Origin of the sequence: Streptomyces sp. NPDC052236 (assembly GCF_044548015.1) — a bacterium.
GTDB lineage: Bacteria > Actinomycetota > Actinomycetes > Streptomycetales > Streptomycetaceae > Streptomyces.
Genome location: NZ_JBIUBL010000013.1, coordinates 1 through 16,856, shown reverse-complemented (window position 1 = coordinate 16,856; position 16,856 = coordinate 1). Strand labels below are relative to the sequence as shown.

Here is a 16,856-nt window from a genome sequence, read left to right as displayed (position 1 = left end):
CCCCCTGTCGGATTCGAACCGACGACCTACGCATTGCAAGACCGTGAGCGTTCGTGTTGATTAGTGCCCGATCGTGCTACTGAGTGACGTTCTGCCTGATCAGAGCACGTGCGGCTGATTGCTCTGTGCTGCCTCCTGTTGCGTCGTCCAAAGGCGTCCGGCCACCGGCTGGCCACCGGCTGGCCACCGGTACGGGTACCTCTGGTGACAAGAAGCAGGGGCGCCGGGGTTGTCGGCTTCCCACAGACCCTCCTGCGGGCGGTCGTCTGCTCCCAGCGGATCGCTCCAGAGAAAGCCGCTCCAACGTAGCCGGTGCCAACCGCCCTGGCCGGCTGTTCCCGCGACCCTTCGGTCAGCGGCAGGTCGGCTCGGCTCAAGATCACCCAGCGACCACCGCGCCGATCGATGCCCACTCGGTGGCTCGCCAGACCGGCAGCCTGACGTGCCCCTCGAAATGGGGCCGTTGCGACGCGTGTCTCGGGCATAGGACTCCACCCTCGCGGCTCTACCCGCAGCCTGCCGTTGTTCCCCTCCTGCCGGGCGTGTGGCAAAACCGCTCCGTAAGTTGTCCGGCGGTCCGATCGCGTCCCCGCCGGGAATCGGGTGACCGCGATGTTCATGCATCCGTTCGTTGCGGTGTGTCCGGCACTGCCCGTCGGACGCGCCGTTGGGTTCGCAGGGCGCCTGCTCCGGCCATCGGCATGCCACACCTCCGCATTCCGCCGCCGTCCGCCATGCCGGAATTCAGCTCTCTTTTGCCATCGGTGGTTCCGCCGAGTCCGCCTGACAGCTGCGCGTGTCCTGACGCCGTCCCGTCGCACCTAGGCTGGGGCCCATGACCTCAGTGGAGGAACGCCCGCGCGCGCTGCTCGCAGGGGCTTCGCGTCGGTGGGTGCGGCTGCTGCCGTGGGGCGTGGCGTTCGTGCTGTCCGTCGCCCTGCTGCCCACCACCATCCAGGTGCTGAGCGTCGACTACGGCCTGAACCACGGCATCGCGAGCGGGTTGGCCGTTGCGCAGGCGGCACCGCTGCTGCTCGCCGTCGTCCGTCCGCTGCATGCCTGGTACGTGATCTTCGCCGCGGACGTGGCCGGAGCGCTCGTCCTGCTCACCGTCGACTTCGAAGAGCGGCTTCTGTGGCCGTTCCCGCCCATGGAGATCGTCGGGTACGTAGGTCTCTGTCTCGCCCTCGGCCTGCGCGAGCCGCGCCGGACGCTGCTGCTGGTGTGGCTGGTGACGGCAGGCGCGGGCGTCGGCCTGGAGTTTGCCGTGCCCAACGGCACGAACGGCAACAGCGTACTGCTCACCGTACTCAGCGGCGTCACACTCGTGCTCGCCGGTGCGCTCCGCGAGCGGTACGAGGCGCAGCGCAGGCTGGCCGAGCAGGAGACAATCAGCGAGGCCGAGCGCGAGCGGCGCACGCTGCTGGAAGAACGCGCCCGCATCGCGCGCGAGCTGCACGACGTGGTGGCGCACCACATGTCCGTCATCACGGTGCAGGCGGACACCGCGGCGTACCGCCTCGAAGGGGTGCCGCCAAACGTGCAGGAGGAGTTCACGTCCATCGCGGCGACCTCGCGCGAGTCGCTCGGCGAGATGCGACGGCTCCTCGGCGTACTGCGGAACGAGGAGGCGCACGGCGAGCTCGCGCCCCAGCCGGGCCTGAAGCGGATCGGGCAACTGGTGGAGGCGATGGTGAGGGCGGGCGTGCCGGTGGAGTTCACCCCCTGTGACACCGACGTGTCCGAGACGGTGGGCCTCACCGGGTACCGCATCATCCAGGAGGCCCTCGCGAACGTCGTGCGGCACGCGCCGGGTGCGCCGACGCAGGTGTCGGTGTCGGAGAACGGGGAGCAGCTCAGCGTCCTCGTCGTCAACGGGCCGCCGCCCGAACCGCCCACCGCGCCGCTCGAAAAGGGTGGCACAGGGCACGGTCTCGTCGGCATGCGCGAGCGGGTGCGGCTCGCCGGCGGCACCCTCGACACGGGGCCGCTGCCGGACGGCGGCTTCCGGGTGGCCGCCCAACTCCCCCTGACGGGAAGGAACTTCACTTGACGACGCGCGTCATCATCGTCGACGACCAGGCCATGGTGCGGGCCGGCTTCGCCGCGCTGCTGGCCGCCCAGAGCGACATCGACGTGGTGGGCGAGGCCCCCGACGGTGCGCAGGGCGTCGAGCTGAGCCGGCGCACCCATCCCGACGTCGTGCTGATGGACGTCCGCATGCCCGAGATGGACGGCCTTGAGGCCACACGCCGCCTCCTCGCGCCCCCGCCGGGCGTGACTCACCGGCCGCGCGTCCTCATGCTCACCACGTTCGACATCGACGACTACGTCTACGAGGCGCTGCGGGCAGGCGCGAGCGGCTTCCTGCTGAAGGACGCGACGCCGGCCGACCTCATCGCGGCGGTACGCGTCGTGGCCTCGGGCGACGCGCTGCTCGCCCCTTCCGTGACGCGCCGCCTCATCGCGGACTTCGCCCGGCAACGTCCCGCCGGCCGAGGCAAGCCCGCGCTGCGGCTCAAGGCCCTGACGGAACGCGAAACCGAGGTCCTCACGCTGGTGGCCCGTGGCCAGTCCAACACGGAGATCGCTCAGACGCTGGTGCTGGCCGAGCAGACGGTGAAGACGCACGTGAGCCGCGTCTTCACCAAGCTCGACCTGCGCGACCGCGCCCAGGCGGTGGTCTTCGCGTACGAATCGGGGCTGGTAGCCGCGGGCGAGTAGGACCAAAGCTCCTCCCGGGGCTGCGCCCCGGGGGCGGGGCCTGCGGCCCTGGTGCTCGCACGGTGCTGGCGCCGGCGTCCCTGAGCCGCGTCGGGCGGGTCGCGGTCCCCTGGGGCGGCTCGCTCCATGAACCCCGGACGGCGCAGGCGGCCCACCCGGCACAGTGGCTCCCTCACGGGCCGCGCCCCGGACCTGGCACAGGTCGGCAACGGGGCGAAGCCCCTCGCACGCCGCGCCGTCGGCAGCGGGCCGGCCCTTCCCCGGGCTCTTCGACAAGCTCCGAGCAGCGGATGCCCCATTCCGGCGCAGGCCGGCGCTTCGCCCCAGGCCCCGGGCAGTAGCCCGCCGGCCCAGGGCGTGTCCCTCCTCCACCCCCTACCGCGGTAGCACCTCCACATTGGCTCCCGGGTATGACGCCCGGCGCGAGGCCGTCCCCGCACTCTGCTCCTCGTCAGCACGAGAAGATCGAGAGAGAGCGGACCATGAGGCTACGCAGCGGCAAGCGGCAGAAGGCGGACGACCGGCCGGAGGCTCCGCCCGCCACACCCGGTCTTGCCGTCGAACTGCGCGGTGTCCGGCGGCAGTACGGCCGTGGCACGGGCGCCGTGCACGCCCTCGCGGGCATCGACCTCGCGCTCCCTCGCGGCACGTTCACCGCGGTCATGGGCCCGTCCGGGTCGGGCAAGTCAACCTTCCTGCAGTGCGCCGCCGGCCTCGACCGGCCCACCTCGGGGTCGGTGTGCCTCGGTGGTACGGAGATCACCGGTATGAGCGAGAACGAGCTCACCGAGCTGCGCCGCAGCCGCATCGGCTTCGTCTTCCAGGCGTTCAACCTGCTGCCGTCGCTGACCGTGGAGCAGAACGTGCTTCTGCCGATGCGCCTCGCCGGGCAACGCCAGGACCGTCACCGGGCGGCCGCGGTGCTCGCGCAGGTCGGGCTCGCCGACAAGGCACGACGCCGGCCCGGAGAGCTCTCCGGCGGCCAGCAGCAGCGTGTGGCCGTCGCCCGCGCCCTGATCACCAGCCCTGACGTGATGTTCGCCGACGAGCCCACCGGCGCCCTCGACACCGGCACCGCCGCCGAGGTCCTCGGCCTGCTCCGGCAGGCGGTGGACACCCTCGGCGCCACCGTCGTCATGGTCACCCACGACCCGGCCGCGGCCGCGTGGGCCGACCGCGTGCTGTTCCTCGCCGACGGCACCTTCGCCGGCGGCCTGGGGGGCGGTTCGGCGGAGCAGATCGCGGAGCGGATGGCGGCGCTCACCGCCCGTACCGCCCGCACGAGCGCGATGGCAGGTGCGGCGGCATGAGGATCGTCCCCAACGGCCTCGCCCGTGCGGCCGTCCGCTTCAAGCCCGCGTCCTTCGCGGGGACCTTCGTCGCGCTGATGATGTCGGCACTGATCGTCACGGCCTGCGGAATCCTGCTCGAAACCAGCCTGCGCGCGTCGGTGCCGGCGGAGCGGTACGCGAAGGCGCCGGTGGTCGCGGCGGCGGACCAGTACGAGTACATCGTCACGGGCAGCGGCGAGGACCGCGAGGAAGAAGCGGTCCCGCTGCCGGACACCGCACGGGTGGACGCCGGGCTGGTGGCGAAGGCCGCCAAGGCGCCGGGTGCGGCCACCGCCGTCGCGGACTTCACCTTCCCGGTACGGGCCGGGGACGGCTCGCTCACCGCGCACGGCTGGGGCTCGCACGTCTTCACCGGTGCCGAGCTCACGTCCGGGAGCGCGCCCGGTACTGGCGAGGTCGTACTCGACGACGACGCCGCCCGCGCCGCGAAGGCCGCCGTCGGCGACACCGTCGCGCTGCAGACCGCCGCCGGGCAGCGGGACTTCCTCGTCACGGGCGTAGCCAAGGCCGGATCCGCGGACACCGCCCGGAACACCGGCGCCGCGGGCGCCCTTGCCTGGTTCGCCGACACCGACGCCCCCACGCTCGCCGGCCACCCCGGCAAGGCGGACGCCATCGCCGTGCTGGCCGAGGACGGCACCACCCCCGCGGCCCTCGCGGACAGCGTCCGCAAGGCCCTGGCCGGCTCCGACGCCGAGGTGCACGTCGGCGACGACCGCGGCGCCATCGAGGACCCGGGGCTCGGCTACGCCAAGGTGACGCTCTTCGGAATCGGCGGCTCCTTCGGCGGCATCGCCACCATCGTCGCGATCTTCACCGCGGCCGGGACCGTGGCCCTGTCCGTATCCCAGCGGGCTCGGGAATTCGCGCTGCTGCGCGCCGTCGGCGCCACCCCACGACAGATTCGCCGCGCGGTGGCCTCCGAAGCACTGCTCGTCGCGCCGCTCGCCGGGCTCCTCGGCTGTCTGCCCGGTATCGGGCTCGCCCACTGGTGGTTCGGGCAGTTGCAGGATCGCGGCGCGATCCCGGAGGCGGTGCGGGTGCACGTCTCCGCGCTGCCCCTGCTCGCCGCCGTCGTCATCGGGCTGCTCACCGCGCTCGGCGCCGGCTGGATGGCCGGGCGCAGGCCCGCGAAGATCAAGCCGGGACAGGCCCTCACCGAGGCGTCGGTGGAGCGGCTGCGGCCAGGCGTGATCCGTACCGTGCTGGGCATTGGCGCCCTCGTCGGCGGCGCGATCCTCACCGGCGTCTCCGCCAACTCCGTGGGGGATGACGCGGCCGGCGCCGCCCTCGGCGTCGTCATGCTCTTCATGCTCGCCGTCGCTCTGCTCGGCCCCCTGGTGGCACGGCTGTGCGCGGGCCTCTTCGGCCTCCCGCTGCGCGGCGCGGGTCCGGCCGGTGAACTCGCGGCCGCCAACTCCCGTAGCAACGCCCGCCGCCTCGCCTCCGCGATCACCCCGATCGTGCTCGCCACGGCCTTCTCCTCGACGCTCGTCTTCATGCACACGAGCGAGAACCACATCGCCGACCAGCAGTTGCGCGCGGGCATCACCGCGGACCACGTGGTGACGCACCCGGCCGGGCTCCCGGTGGACGCGGCGGCGCACGCCGCCCGCGCACCGGACGTGGAGGCGGCCGTCGGCCTGCTGAGCACACAGGTGCTGGTGCCGCTCGGCTCCGGCGAGTTCAAGTCGCTGCAGGGCGCGGCGACGCAGGGTGTCACCGGCTCCGGCGCCGAACTCGCGAAGGTGCAGGACCTGGACGTACGCGAAGGCAGCCTCGACCGGCTCGGCGTGGACCGTATCGCCATCGACAGGACCCTGGCGACCTCGGCGGACGTCGGCGTGGGCGACCGGCTCCCGCTGTACCTGCCCGACGGCACCAAGGCCGACCCCGAGGTCGTCGCGGTCTACGGCCGCGGCCTCGGCCTGGCCACGGTGACCATGGACCGGGCGTCCCTGGCCGGGCACGTCAGCTCGGGCTTCGACAGCACGCTGCTGGTTCGCGGCGGCTCGGAGAAGTCGCTCACCGCCCTGGGCAAGGTCACCGACGCCTCCGGCTACGCCACCGAGCAGAACCTCGACGCGAAGCTGGGCGCCTGGACCAACAACACCATGGCCGCGGTTCTCGGCGGCTTCGCCGGCATCGCCGCCGTCAACACCCTGGTGATGACGGCGCTCGACCGCCGCCGTGAGCTGGGCACGCTGCGCCTCATCGGCTTCACCCGGCGCCAGGTACTGCAGATGCTCCGCTGGGAGGGCCTGCTGGTCTCCACGGTCGGCGTCGTCCTCGGCTCCGCGATCGCCGCGGCCACGCTGATCCCGATGATGAGCGGCATGACCGGCGAGCTGCCGTACGTACCCCCGCTGATGTACGCATCCCTCGTAGCCGCCGCCGGCGGCCTGACCCTGCTCTCGCTCACGCTGCCCGCACGAGCGGCACTCCGCCGCTGGTCGTAGCGCACGCCGCGGCGTGCGGCCTGGCCGTGACCGGAGTGGGCGGCGCCCCTGGTGTCCGCGCTTCGATGGCGGCGTCGCTCGCCCTGTCGATGGGGACGCAGGCGGAGACAGCCGACGCGGGCGGCAGAGCGCGTACTTCCGCGTAGGGCGGCAGCGCTACGCGTGGGCCGACCCCACCTCGCCCGGCAACGACGAAAGGACGTTCATGACCGCAACTCTGACTGCCCCGGCCCGTATCGGGAAGTCCGCTGTCTGGGCTCTCGGCATGCTGGCAGCCGCCACCGGGACCCTGGAGTCGGTGGTGACACCGACGCTCCCGCTGTTGCAACGCGAACTCTCGATGAGTCCCGCCCAAGGTGCACTGATCAGCATTGCGATGCTCATCACCGGTGCTCTCGTCGCACCCGTCGCGGGCAGCCTCGGTGACCGCTACGGCGGGAAATCGGTCATGCTCCGGCTGATGGCGGTGGTCTGTGTCGGTGGTCTGGTGTCCTCGCTGGCGCCGAACCTGCCGGTGCTGCTCCTCGGTCAGGTACTGCAGGGCGCGATGGTGGGCGCGATGCCACTCTCGTTCATCCTGGTACGCAAGCACCTCCCCACGGGAGAGTCCCAGGTGGCCATCGGGGTGGTCAGCGGGTTGTTCGTGGGCGGCGGCATGCTGGGTACGCTGATCGCCGGGCCTATCGCGGAAGGGCTGTCCCGGCACTGGATGTTCGCGATACCGACGTTCGTGATCGTCGTGGCGACCCTGTTCGTCCACAGGCTGATGCCGGACGATTCGCCGGGCCGGTCGGACGATGCCGGGCTCGACTGGCCCGGTCTGGTTCTCCTGAGCGGGATACTGGTCACGCTCATGCTCGTGCTCGCGCTGGCGCCCGACATGGGCTCGCGACCACTGTTGCTCGGCGCCCTCATCGTCGTTCTGGCCGCCTTCGTGACCGGATGGATAGCCGTTGAGCGTCGTGCGGCCTCACCGATGGTCGATCTGCGGCTGCTCGCGAAGCCTGCGATATGGGGCTCCTATGTGATCACATTCGCCGTCTGCGTAGGTACCTCGGTGTCGATGTATCTCGTTCCGCAGCTGTTCGCGGTGCCCGCCGACGAGTTCGGGTTCGGGGCCAGCTCCACCGACATCGGGCGGTACCTGTTGCCTGGCGCTGTCGCGGCGGCGATCAGCGGGCCGCTCGGCGGTGTCGCGGCGCGGCGTTTCGGCTCGCGTGCCGTGGTCACTGCCGGAATCGGCGTCATGACGGCCACGTTGGTCTCTCTGGCGTTCCTGCACAGCGAGGTCTGGCACCTCATGGTCGGCAAGGCCCTGGTCGCCCTGGCCAGTGGTCTCTGCATCACGGCGATAGTCGTCAAGACCGCCACCTCTGCCGATGCAGGCAACACCGGCACCGCCACCAGCCTGGTCCTGGTGATTCGCGTGATCGGTTTCGCCACAGGCGCACAGGTCAGCGGTGCCTTCCTTACCGCCAGGACCCCTTCCGGGTCGGAAGTCCCGGCCGAATCGGCCTTCGTCACCGGCTTCGTCATCGCCGGCGTCGTCACGGCGCTGTCCCTGCTTGCCGTCCGTACCCTGCGCAAAGGAGTCAAGGAATGACCCACACCGATCAGTTGACGGATATCCGCACCACGCCGAGGCGCAAGGTCCTGATATCCGGGGCCAGCATCGCGGGACCCGCCCTCGCGTTCTGGCTGAACCGCTACGGATACGCGGTCACGGTGGTGGAGAAGGCGGGCACACTGCGCAGCGGTGGATACCCCATCGACGTGCGCGGCACCGCACTGGAGGTCGTCCGGAGAATGGGGATCCTGCCACAACTGCGGGACGCACACATCGACCTGCGCCGGATCACCTTCCTCGACGGGGACGGCAGCAAGGTGGCCTCGCTCCACCCGCACACCGTTACCGGCGGTGTCGCGGGAGCGGACCTGGAGGTGCGGCGCGGGGATCTGACCGACGCTCTCCACACGGCGGTCCGTGACGACGTGGAGTTCTTGTTCAACGACTCCATCGACACCCTCGACCAGTCCGCCCACGGAGTCGACGTCACCTTCCAAGGGGGCAGCAGGCGTACGTTCGACATGGTGTTCGGTGCGGAGGGTACGCACTCACGTACCCGGGAGATGCTGTTCGGCCCCGAAGAGCAGTTCCACCGCTACCTCGGGTACTGCTTCGCCGTGTTCACCATGCCCAACACCTTCGGCCTCTCCCACGAGACCCTGATGTGGAACTCTCCGGGCAGAGCCGCGGCACTCTACGCCGTAGGGGACAACGACGAAGTGCACGCCTTCCTGAACTTCGCCCAGCCGGAACCACCGTTCGACGCGTTCCGGAACCCGGCAGCCCAACGGGACCTGATCACCGGGGTCTTCGCCGACGCGGGATGGGAAGTCCCGGGCATGATCGCCGCCATGCGCGACGCGGATGACGTGTTCTTCGACGCGGTCAGCCAGATCCGCATGCCCCACTGGTCCAGCGGCAGGGTCGCACTGGTGGGCGACGCCGCGTACGCGCCCTCGTTCCTTACCGGACAGGGCACCAGCCTCGCGCTCGTCGGCGCGTACATGCTCGCCGGTTCCCTGGCCGACCGGGACCACGCTACGGGCTTCGCCGCCTACGAACACGACACCCGTGACTTCGTGACCGTAAATCAAGGGCTGGTCGGAGAGGGCGGTGCCACACTCTTCCCCACCACCGCCCGGGCCCTGGAGCAGCGCAACGACAGGCTGCGCAAGCTCAGCGCCATACCCTCCACGGAGGGACGACCGGCCCACTCGGCCCTCACCCTGCCCGAATTCACGCCATGACGCGCGCCGGTGACGGGCGCCGATGACGGCCGGGACCGGCGGTCAGGACCCGGCGCTGGTGACGGTGGGCGCGCTGATCCCGGAGCACCACTGCTGCGGGCCGACCGGCTGAGCGCCTTGGCTCCACAGTCCAGCGGCGAGGGGACGGGGCTCGACGGTCCGCCTCCGCCCCTTCGGGTCCGCTCGGTTTCAATCGCGCCATTGCCGGGGCTCGCCCCCCTCGAAGCGCTCGCGCTGCCCGCGCTCACGGCGCGTCTTCGGCAGGTTCGCGGCCCTGGCGCCCACGCGGACCCTGGACGCCAGCCGCACCGCCACTCTTCTCATCGCGCACGGTGTCCATCCCGCCGCGCGAGGAGCGGGCGGGATCACACGCCGGGCGATCGGAACAATCGACCCTCATTCGGCGAGGCTGGGCGTCAGTTCCCTGGTCCGTGCCTCATACCGCTATTGGCGGCTGTTCGGTGAACCGAAAGTCCCATGGCCAACCGTGACTATGGCGATCGAGGAAGAGCTGGTTACCTGAAGTGATTCAGGCGACAAAAGCCAGTACCGGTGGTCAAACCTGCACGTCGATCGAGCGTTCAGTCGCGGGGAGTTACGAACCTCCCGGTCTGCACGTGTCGTAGGAGCGCGCGCAGAGCGGCGGGATCCGTGGTGATGACCTGGGCCGGACTGTCGCTCTCACGGCTGCTGATCCTCGAAGCAGTCGCGGACCGATGGGGCACATGCGGCACGAGCGAGGACCCGTACGGGCCGGGCGGCAAGACAATCTGGTTCGAACTGACCCTCAACCACCACGAACCGCCGCCCACCCTCGCGGCCTGACCAGGCACCGAACGGCCCCCTGCCTCTCCCCATGGCTCGGGGTCGATCTTCCCGCCGATAAAGACGCCATGCGCCGCATGGGGGACGCCTTCATGCCCCCGCTGAACCCGCGCATGAGACCAGGACTGAGACCACAGACAGTCAAGCCGCACACACGCGGCGATGCCGACGCATCCGCTGAACAAGAAAGCCCAGCTCAGACAGATGTCCGAGCTGGGCTTCACAGAGCCCCCTGTCGGATTCGAACCGACGACCTACGCATTACAAGCCCCCGCGGGCTTCTGCTGAGCCGTTCCAGGTGGTCATCCACTGTCCACAATCGCCAGGTCAGAGACGTGCCGGTTGATGCCAGGTCCGTCCGAGGATGGCCACTGTTCCTCAGTCCGCTCACGCAATGGCGCTCTGGCGGCGGCCAGCGCCGGCTATTCCGGTGCTTATCTGGTGCGCACGCCGAGCAACGAGACGGCGTGACGAAGGTCGCTCACGCACGCTTCGCCCACGCGTCTCCGCCCTCCTGCGGCGAGGTGGTGCCAGTTCCCAGTCCTGTTGCGCTGCAATGTCGTACCTGCGTGCCAATCTGGGGACGTAGATGAGGAGCCAGCCTAGGAAGGTGATCGCATAGTGGACAGGCTGTCGGCACGGATGTTCACCTCCCAAGACGCGAGGCACCCGGACCAAGGTTGGTCACTGAGGCTGCCCTTGCGCGCGTTGCCCGCTAGGGTTGGCCTTCTCGTGGTGGGGGAGCATCGAGGGGGCCGAGTGGGGGAGCCTGCAACCTGGCAACAGGAGCAGATCAGTCTTGCCTATGTTCTCGGCGTGGCGACGCAGGCGAACGCCACCGTTGCTTCCTGGAACGTGGACAAGGATGGCGTCGATGTGACGCTGAAGCGAGACCATCTCCTGGTTGAGCTCCAGATGAAGTGCACCTTCGACCCGCGGCTCCTGGCGGACGGCACGACGCGCATCTTCGATCTCGACATTGCTACCTACGACAAGCTGCGTGGACCTCGCCGTACGGCTGCGGGGTTCCTCGGGCTGGTTGTAGTCCCGCGCGACGTGGACACATGGCTTGAGCACGGTTCTGATTCGGTTCTGATGCGGTGCGCCGGGTTCTACGCGCAGATTCAAGACCTACCCAAGGCGCAAGGGAACTCAACGAAGAATATCCATCTGCCACATACCCAGAGGCTGGACGTTACTGGCCTCGATGTGATGTTTGAGTTCGCTGGCGAACGACTCTTCGGCGCGAACGTTTCAGTTGGGGAGGGTATCGCATGATTACCTCCGACGTTGGATTCGATGAACTGATCAGCTATCTCAGCCGTGCGGGGTGGACGCGTACCCACAGTGGAGCGCTTGCTGAACTCTGGCAGCCAAGCGGCGATGCCGAATCTTCTGTGCTGGTTCCTCGCGCGGCAGACGCTGCCGACTTTGAGCGCACTATCGCGATCTTGACCACTGAAGTAGCACGACGAGAGCAGCGACCTCCAGAAGATGTGCGGCGCGATATCGCCAGGCAATTCCTGGATGTCACAGATCTGCGTGCTAAAGATGACGATATTGACGAAGGAACCATTTCTTTGCAGGCCGGTATTGGTCTGTTTAGCGCCGCCAATCACCTCATGGTCTCCGCTGCGGCTGCAACAATTCATCGGCAGGGCTACTACGGCACCTCCATCCCGAAGGCCGCTTACGCGCACGCTCGGAGGCTTCGCCTGGGTCAGACGCGTCAAGGTTCCTACGTCGTTCCCATCATTAGCAGCGCAAGATTCGGTGCCATGTCGCGGCATGAGGACGGTGTGCCGCGCCTGGAAGTTGAATCTGAGGACACCTATTTCGATCGCAGAGTCCTTGCTACTCTTTCTCGATCACTTGAGACGCTATCCGAGATGGCGATGAATCGCGATAGGGCACCTTCTCGTAGCGAGGTTCTCGACTCGGTAGGGGAGGGTGTCTCAAGCGAGCTTTGTGCCGCCGTTCTGGAGGTAATCGACAAGGGCAAGGTTGATCTATTTGACGTGTCCTTCCATTGGGCAGCCGCTTCGCCGGTACCTGTCGAGCTTAGAAATCGTGTATTCTTTACTCGCGAGTACGTGCCCATTCTAACTGAGGTACGCAGAGAACTTAAGGAATCTGAAGCACCCTCGGATACGGTACTTTATGGCGTAATCAGGAGAATGTCTCTCAAGGCAAACGAAGAGAGCGGCCGAGTTGCACTTGAAACACTCATTGATGGGCGACGTAGGTCTGTTTCCTTCGATCTAGACCTAGAGACGTATCGGCGGGCAGCCCAATATCATGGTGAGCGTCGACGGGTTGTTGTGACCGGGGTCCTGCATGCAACTCCCGGGCGCCCAGCGAGTATGAAAGTTAGGACGTTTGGTCCTGATAGGTCGATCCTCACCTTTGATCAAGCCGACTAAGGGCGTGCAGATCTTTAACCCGTGGCTTTCCGGTCAGGAAGCGGACCGTGAGGAGTGGGGATCGGCCTGGGTGGAGACCGGTCTCGTCTTCACGTAAGAGGATGGCTCCTGGCTGCACCCCGGCAAGGTGACCGACCTCTTCGAACGGCTCGTCGCCGCCTCCGGCCTCCCGCGCTCGCTCAGTTTCCCGATACTCGTGCAGCGCGCTCCCTGTGTTCTGCCTCGCGCAGTGATGCCTCCTCCTGAGCCCGGCCCGCTGCTGCGACTGCGGCGAGGGCGGGGACGCGGATTGAGAGGCTGGTGAAGTAGTCGATGAGGTGCTGGTGTCTAGCGGAGTCCTCACCCCACCAGGAGTCGACCCAAGCGACGTTCGCCGCAATGTGGGCAGCAGGTATGCCGTGGTCGAGGAGGAGAGGGCCGAGGCGTTCCAGGGTCTCGTTGCGCTGGCCGGCGAGGGTTTCGAGGAGGTCGTCGGGAGTGACGGCACGGTCGTGGAGAAGACGCTCCGCCAAGTCGCGGTCGGCGCCGACGAGCTGAATGAGTGGGCTGTGGCCGATGCGGGGAAGGCCGGCGCAGCGGATGGCAAGCCGGTAGCGGTGAGTCTGTGGAAGGCGGCCCAGGTGGAGATCGCAACCGTGGGGCTCGGGGGCAACGAAGAAGCCGCGGTCCACCATTTCGTCGAGCCGTTCGGTGTACCACGCTTCGAGCAGGTCAGGATCGTGCTCGGCTAGATGACCGAGCAGCTGGCCGGCACGCCAGTGGTCGCGCTGGGACAGATCCCCGACGCGGAGATGCTGCACGGCGGCGCGCCAGGCAGGTCGCCATGTTTCAGGCAGTGCGGGGCCGTGTGGTTGACCGACGGCGAAGGTAAGCGCCGTGCTGCTGGCAATTACGGAAACCGGGTGGAGCAGTAGACGGTGCAGCACCTCACTCGGCTCATCCCGGAAAAACAGCGAGTCGAGCAGCCAGGCGTCCTCCGTGCGCATCGCCGCGACCACGAACTCGGCAGCCTGATCGGCTTCACCTCGTCCGAGGACGGTCGAGATGACACCGGTCCGGAAGCGGGGATCGTCCAGGGCAGTGATGAGGACATCCATCGACAACGTGCCGGGCGAGGTTGTGAGCCATCGGGTCAATGCGGCACGAAGCAGTAGCGGGCTGCCGGACGCGGCCGCGGATTCGTACCAGGCAGCGGGATCGGTGAGGTGAGTCGCTATCTGGTCGGCGGCCCAGCTTCCCCCCGTGTGGTTGCCAGCAAGGGCAGATTGCTCGACCAGCGCCTCGAATCTCGCTACGCCGTCGAGCGGCCCGAGCGCGGCGATCTTCTGTGCGAGGGTTCCCATGGCAAGGGCCCTGCCTCGTGCGGCTTCATCGCTGGTATCGAATTCGTCCCAGCGACTCCGGCCGGTGAAGGACTCCACATCGGGGTCGATGTCGAACACCGGGAGCCTGCGATCGGTGCTGCCGCCGGGGGCGTACGCGGCGTTGAGCATGCGCTGGGCACGGAGGGCCAGACCGGGAAAAGCCTGGAGCAGGGGATGCAGTGTGGCCAAGATACGGGCTCCCCCCTCCGCTCCCAAGCGCTTCTGCTCCTCAATGGGTTCACCGCCATGAGGCGCGAACCCTTCGCCGAGCCGCACCCATGAGCCCGCCAGATCAAGCAGCGGAACAATCGCGGACGGGGCGCAGATCAAGCCGTCCTGTCCTTCGCTTTCTGCCAATACGGGGACGACCTGATTCCACAGGGGGATGATTCGGGCCAGATTCTCGGCGCTTTCGACGCCATGGGCGAGGGTGACCGTGTTCGGAGCGCCAGGGTCGGTCCAGTTACCGGACATTTCAACGGCAAAGATACTCGCGAGCATTTCGGTGGCCACTGCCCACTGCGGCGGAGCGCGGTGAGTACGCAGCCACTCCAGCACTGGTCGCAACAAAAGGGCGCGGATCTCGAAAGATGTGCCGAAGTCCGGGTCGATGGCGTTGGCTACGTCGCTGAGCACGCGCAGCGGGTGCTCTGGGGTGGAGTGGCGTGGACGGTCGTCACCCACTGCCAGGTCGAGCAGGCCGGTGACTGCCTCGGGCAGGAGAAACTGAGCGGCCGACTGTGCGAGTTGCCGGGCAGCGGCGTCGCCCTGCGGGTCGATGGCGCTCCGGTACATCTGCTGGGTCTCGCGCGGGCTGGCGAGGACTGTGCGGGCCTGGGTGACAGCGAACTGGGCGGCTCTCAGGTCCAGCCGGGCGTATTCGGACACTACAACGAAGGTTCCGGTGTCCCATGCGGTTGGCGTGGGCCGTGCTCGGACCCACGTATCGGCGGCCTCCCGAGCATCAGAGGATGCCGAGATCCGGGCGGCGGACATCACGGCGGAAGCGAGGTCGCGGTCCCGATCCGGGAAGGCGTCACAGAGGGTGGACCACGGTCTGCCTGCTGGCCGTGTGAAGAACCACCGGGCGATCAGGGGTGCGCGCAGCGCTGGTTGCAGGCGCCAGACACCGCTGACGGTCTCCACCAGGCCGTTGCGCGCGAGGCGCTCCATAAGACCGGACATACTGGTCGGCGGCTCGCCGACGAGGGGTGCGAGCGCGTACAGCGTCTCGGTGGAAGCGCCTCCCAGTGCCGCTACACAAGCCAGAGTGTCGACGGCCGTCTGGGACTCGGTGATACGGCGAAGGTGTCGTTCTACGTTCGCCAGGTGTGCTGCGCCACTGGCCACCTGGCCACCCTCGCCCTTGGCGAACATCTCACAGAGGGTGAGAGCCCAGCCCGGCCGTCCGCCCGCCTGGTCGAGGACCGCCATCCGGGCTCGGTGGCCGGTGACGCCGACTGAGGTGACGAGCATGTTCATATCGGATCGTTCCAACAGGTCAACGTCGATGCGGAGAGCTCCGGGAAGGGCCGCCGTTACCTCGTCTGCCCTGTCGGGCCAGGTAGTCGCGACAATGGTGAAGGCATGCTCCGCCTCGTGGCGCGCCCGCCGCAGCACACGCATCTCGTCGAGGCGGACGTGGGCGTCGTCCACGACAACGGCAGCTGGCCGGGTCTCCAGCAACTCATCCAGGATGCGGTCGCCTTGCGCCAGCTCAAGGTAAGTGACCTGGCCCTCCACTTCGGTAGTGAGCCGAGTCTTGCCCACACCAGGCACACCCACCAGCACAGCGTCCCGGCTGAGGGCGACAGCGTCGGCAAGCGTCGTGAGAGTGGCTTGCCGTCCGAGGAGGTCGGTTCGGTCAGCCAGGTCCTCCGGCAGATCCAGCGGCCGATCAAGCAGAGCACCCAGCTCTCCGCTGATACCGAGGAGGTTGAACCGCCACACCGGCTCGGTTGCGAGGCGGGTGACGAACCAGTCCCGAGCATAGATGTGCGGTGCTGGGAGGCCGCGTTCGGCACACAACCGATCCATGGTCGCGCGCTTCGTTGCATCAACCGGTTGCGAACAGGCCACCACGATCAGATCGGCCTGCATGTCCTCTTCATGCATCCTGCGAAGGCCCCTGCGCAGGTTCGCCACAGGATCACCGGTGGTGACCAGCAGTCGCCCACGAGCCTCCACATCCTCGGAGCCCCACGGAAAGTAGATATCAGCGTCGCGGCCGAAGTCATGCCCGCCCTCAACCGCGGACAGACCCGGATACCTCGACTGTAGGAGCGCACACGCGCAACGCTCGAACTCCGTCGGGTGGACCGACTGTTCGCCCAGCGCCCGGCGTACACGTACCACGAGATCCATGAATAGTCATGCTACGCGGGCTTTATGCCCCGGCGACCCCTTTGGAACTCGTGGCTTCGGCACGATGACGGGCGACGTGTGGCAGGAGCACGACGCGGTGTTCACGCGGCCGGACGGCCGGCCGCTGTACTCCGGGCCGACTGGGAGGAATTCAAAGAGCTGCTCGACGAGGCCGGTATCAGCGAGCGCCGCCTGTACGACGGGAGCGGGCACACCGCAGGCACGATCCTGAACGAGCTGGGTGTGGACATGCCGAAGATCATGGAGATCCTTCGACACACCCCGATCAGCAGACCGACCGGTACGCCAAGGGAAAATCCCACCTCTCCAAGGACGCCATGCGACGCATGGGAGACCACTTCATGCCCCGCGCTGAACCCGCAATTGAGACCACGGACAGCCATGCGGCACGCGCACGGTGACGCCGACACGTCCTCTGAGAAGCCGTATCTCAACCGAACGTGATCGCTTGATTTCTGCTGGTCAGGCATGGTCTAGCTCGGGATGAGGGAGGCATCCGGCGTCTTGTTT

At 68.1% G+C, this 16,856-nt stretch carries 10 protein-coding genes and 2 pseudogenes; 11 read left to right on the top strand and 1 reads right to left on the bottom strand.

What is annotated here, in order from left to right:
- Positions 1 to 835: 835 nt before the first annotated feature.
- The 10 genes and pseudogenes from ACIHCQ_RS21730 to ACIHCQ_RS21685 form a co-directional block, all read left to right on the top strand.
- A complete protein-coding gene (locus tag ACIHCQ_RS21730) occupies positions 836 to 2,053 on the top strand; it encodes a sensor histidine kinase (RefSeq protein ID WP_399664565.1) in 1,218 nt (405 codons plus the stop codon).
- Positions 2,050 to 2,724: a response regulator gene (locus tag ACIHCQ_RS21725; protein WP_399664562.1), complete on the top strand. Its 675-nt coding sequence runs from the start codon at positions 2,050 to 2,052 to the stop codon at positions 2,722 to 2,724. The genes ACIHCQ_RS21730 and ACIHCQ_RS21725 overlap by 4 nt, the downstream gene beginning before the upstream one ends.
- 482 nt (positions 2,725 to 3,206) lie before the next feature.
- Positions 3,207 to 4,034 (top strand): ABC transporter ATP-binding protein, encoded by an 828-nt coding sequence (locus tag ACIHCQ_RS21720; protein ID WP_399664559.1) that lies wholly within the window; start codon positions 3,207 to 3,209, stop codon positions 4,032 to 4,034.
- Positions 4,031 to 6,535, top strand: coding sequence for an FtsX-like permease family protein (locus ACIHCQ_RS21715; protein ID WP_399664556.1), 2,505 nt, complete (start codon positions 4,031 to 4,033; stop codon positions 6,533 to 6,535). The genes ACIHCQ_RS21720 and ACIHCQ_RS21715 overlap by 4 nt, the downstream gene beginning before the upstream one ends.
- Before the next feature lie 205 nt (positions 6,536 to 6,740).
- On the top strand, positions 6,741 to 8,138 hold the full coding sequence (locus tag ACIHCQ_RS21710) for an MFS transporter (RefSeq protein ID WP_399664552.1): 1,398 nt from the start codon (positions 6,741 to 6,743) through the stop codon (positions 8,136 to 8,138).
- Positions 8,135 to 9,349 carry an FAD-dependent monooxygenase gene (locus ACIHCQ_RS21705; protein WP_399664549.1) on the top strand — a complete coding sequence of 405 codons (1,215 nt, stop codon included), beginning with the start codon at positions 8,135 to 8,137 and terminating at the stop codon, positions 9,347 to 9,349. Before ACIHCQ_RS21710 ends, ACIHCQ_RS21705 begins: the two co-directional genes overlap by 4 nt.
- 657 nt (positions 9,350 to 10,006) lie before the next feature.
- Positions 10,007 to 10,174, top strand: coding sequence for a hypothetical protein (locus ACIHCQ_RS21700; protein ID WP_399664546.1), 168 nt, complete (start codon positions 10,007 to 10,009; stop codon positions 10,172 to 10,174).
- 759 nt (positions 10,175 to 10,933) lie between these two features.
- Entirely contained in the window at positions 10,934 to 11,452 is a 519-nt protein-coding gene (locus tag ACIHCQ_RS21695; RefSeq protein WP_399664543.1) for a DUF4365 domain-containing protein, read from the top strand.
- Positions 11,449 to 12,597 (top strand): hypothetical protein, encoded by a 1,149-nt coding sequence (locus ACIHCQ_RS21690; RefSeq protein ID WP_399664540.1) that lies wholly within the window; start codon positions 11,449 to 11,451, stop codon positions 12,595 to 12,597. The genes ACIHCQ_RS21695 and ACIHCQ_RS21690 overlap by 4 nt, the downstream gene beginning before the upstream one ends.
- Before the next feature lie 34 nt (positions 12,598 to 12,631).
- Positions 12,632 to 12,769 (top strand): annotated as a pseudogene (locus ACIHCQ_RS21685) (site-specific integrase); the annotation flags it as partial.
- Between the two features lie 7 nt (positions 12,770 to 12,776).
- On the opposite strand, the gene ACIHCQ_RS21680 reads toward ACIHCQ_RS21685, so the two are convergent.
- Positions 12,777 to 16,325, bottom strand: coding sequence for a hypothetical protein (locus ACIHCQ_RS21680; protein ID WP_399664537.1), 3,549 nt, complete (start codon positions 16,323 to 16,325; stop codon positions 12,777 to 12,779).
- Positions 16,326 to 16,395: 70 nt separating this feature from the next.
- Here ACIHCQ_RS21680 and ACIHCQ_RS21675 point away from each other — a divergent pair.
- Positions 16,396 to 16,747, top strand: a pseudogene (locus ACIHCQ_RS21675) (tyrosine-type recombinase/integrase); the annotation flags it as partial.
- Positions 16,748 to 16,856 lie beyond the last annotated feature (109 nt).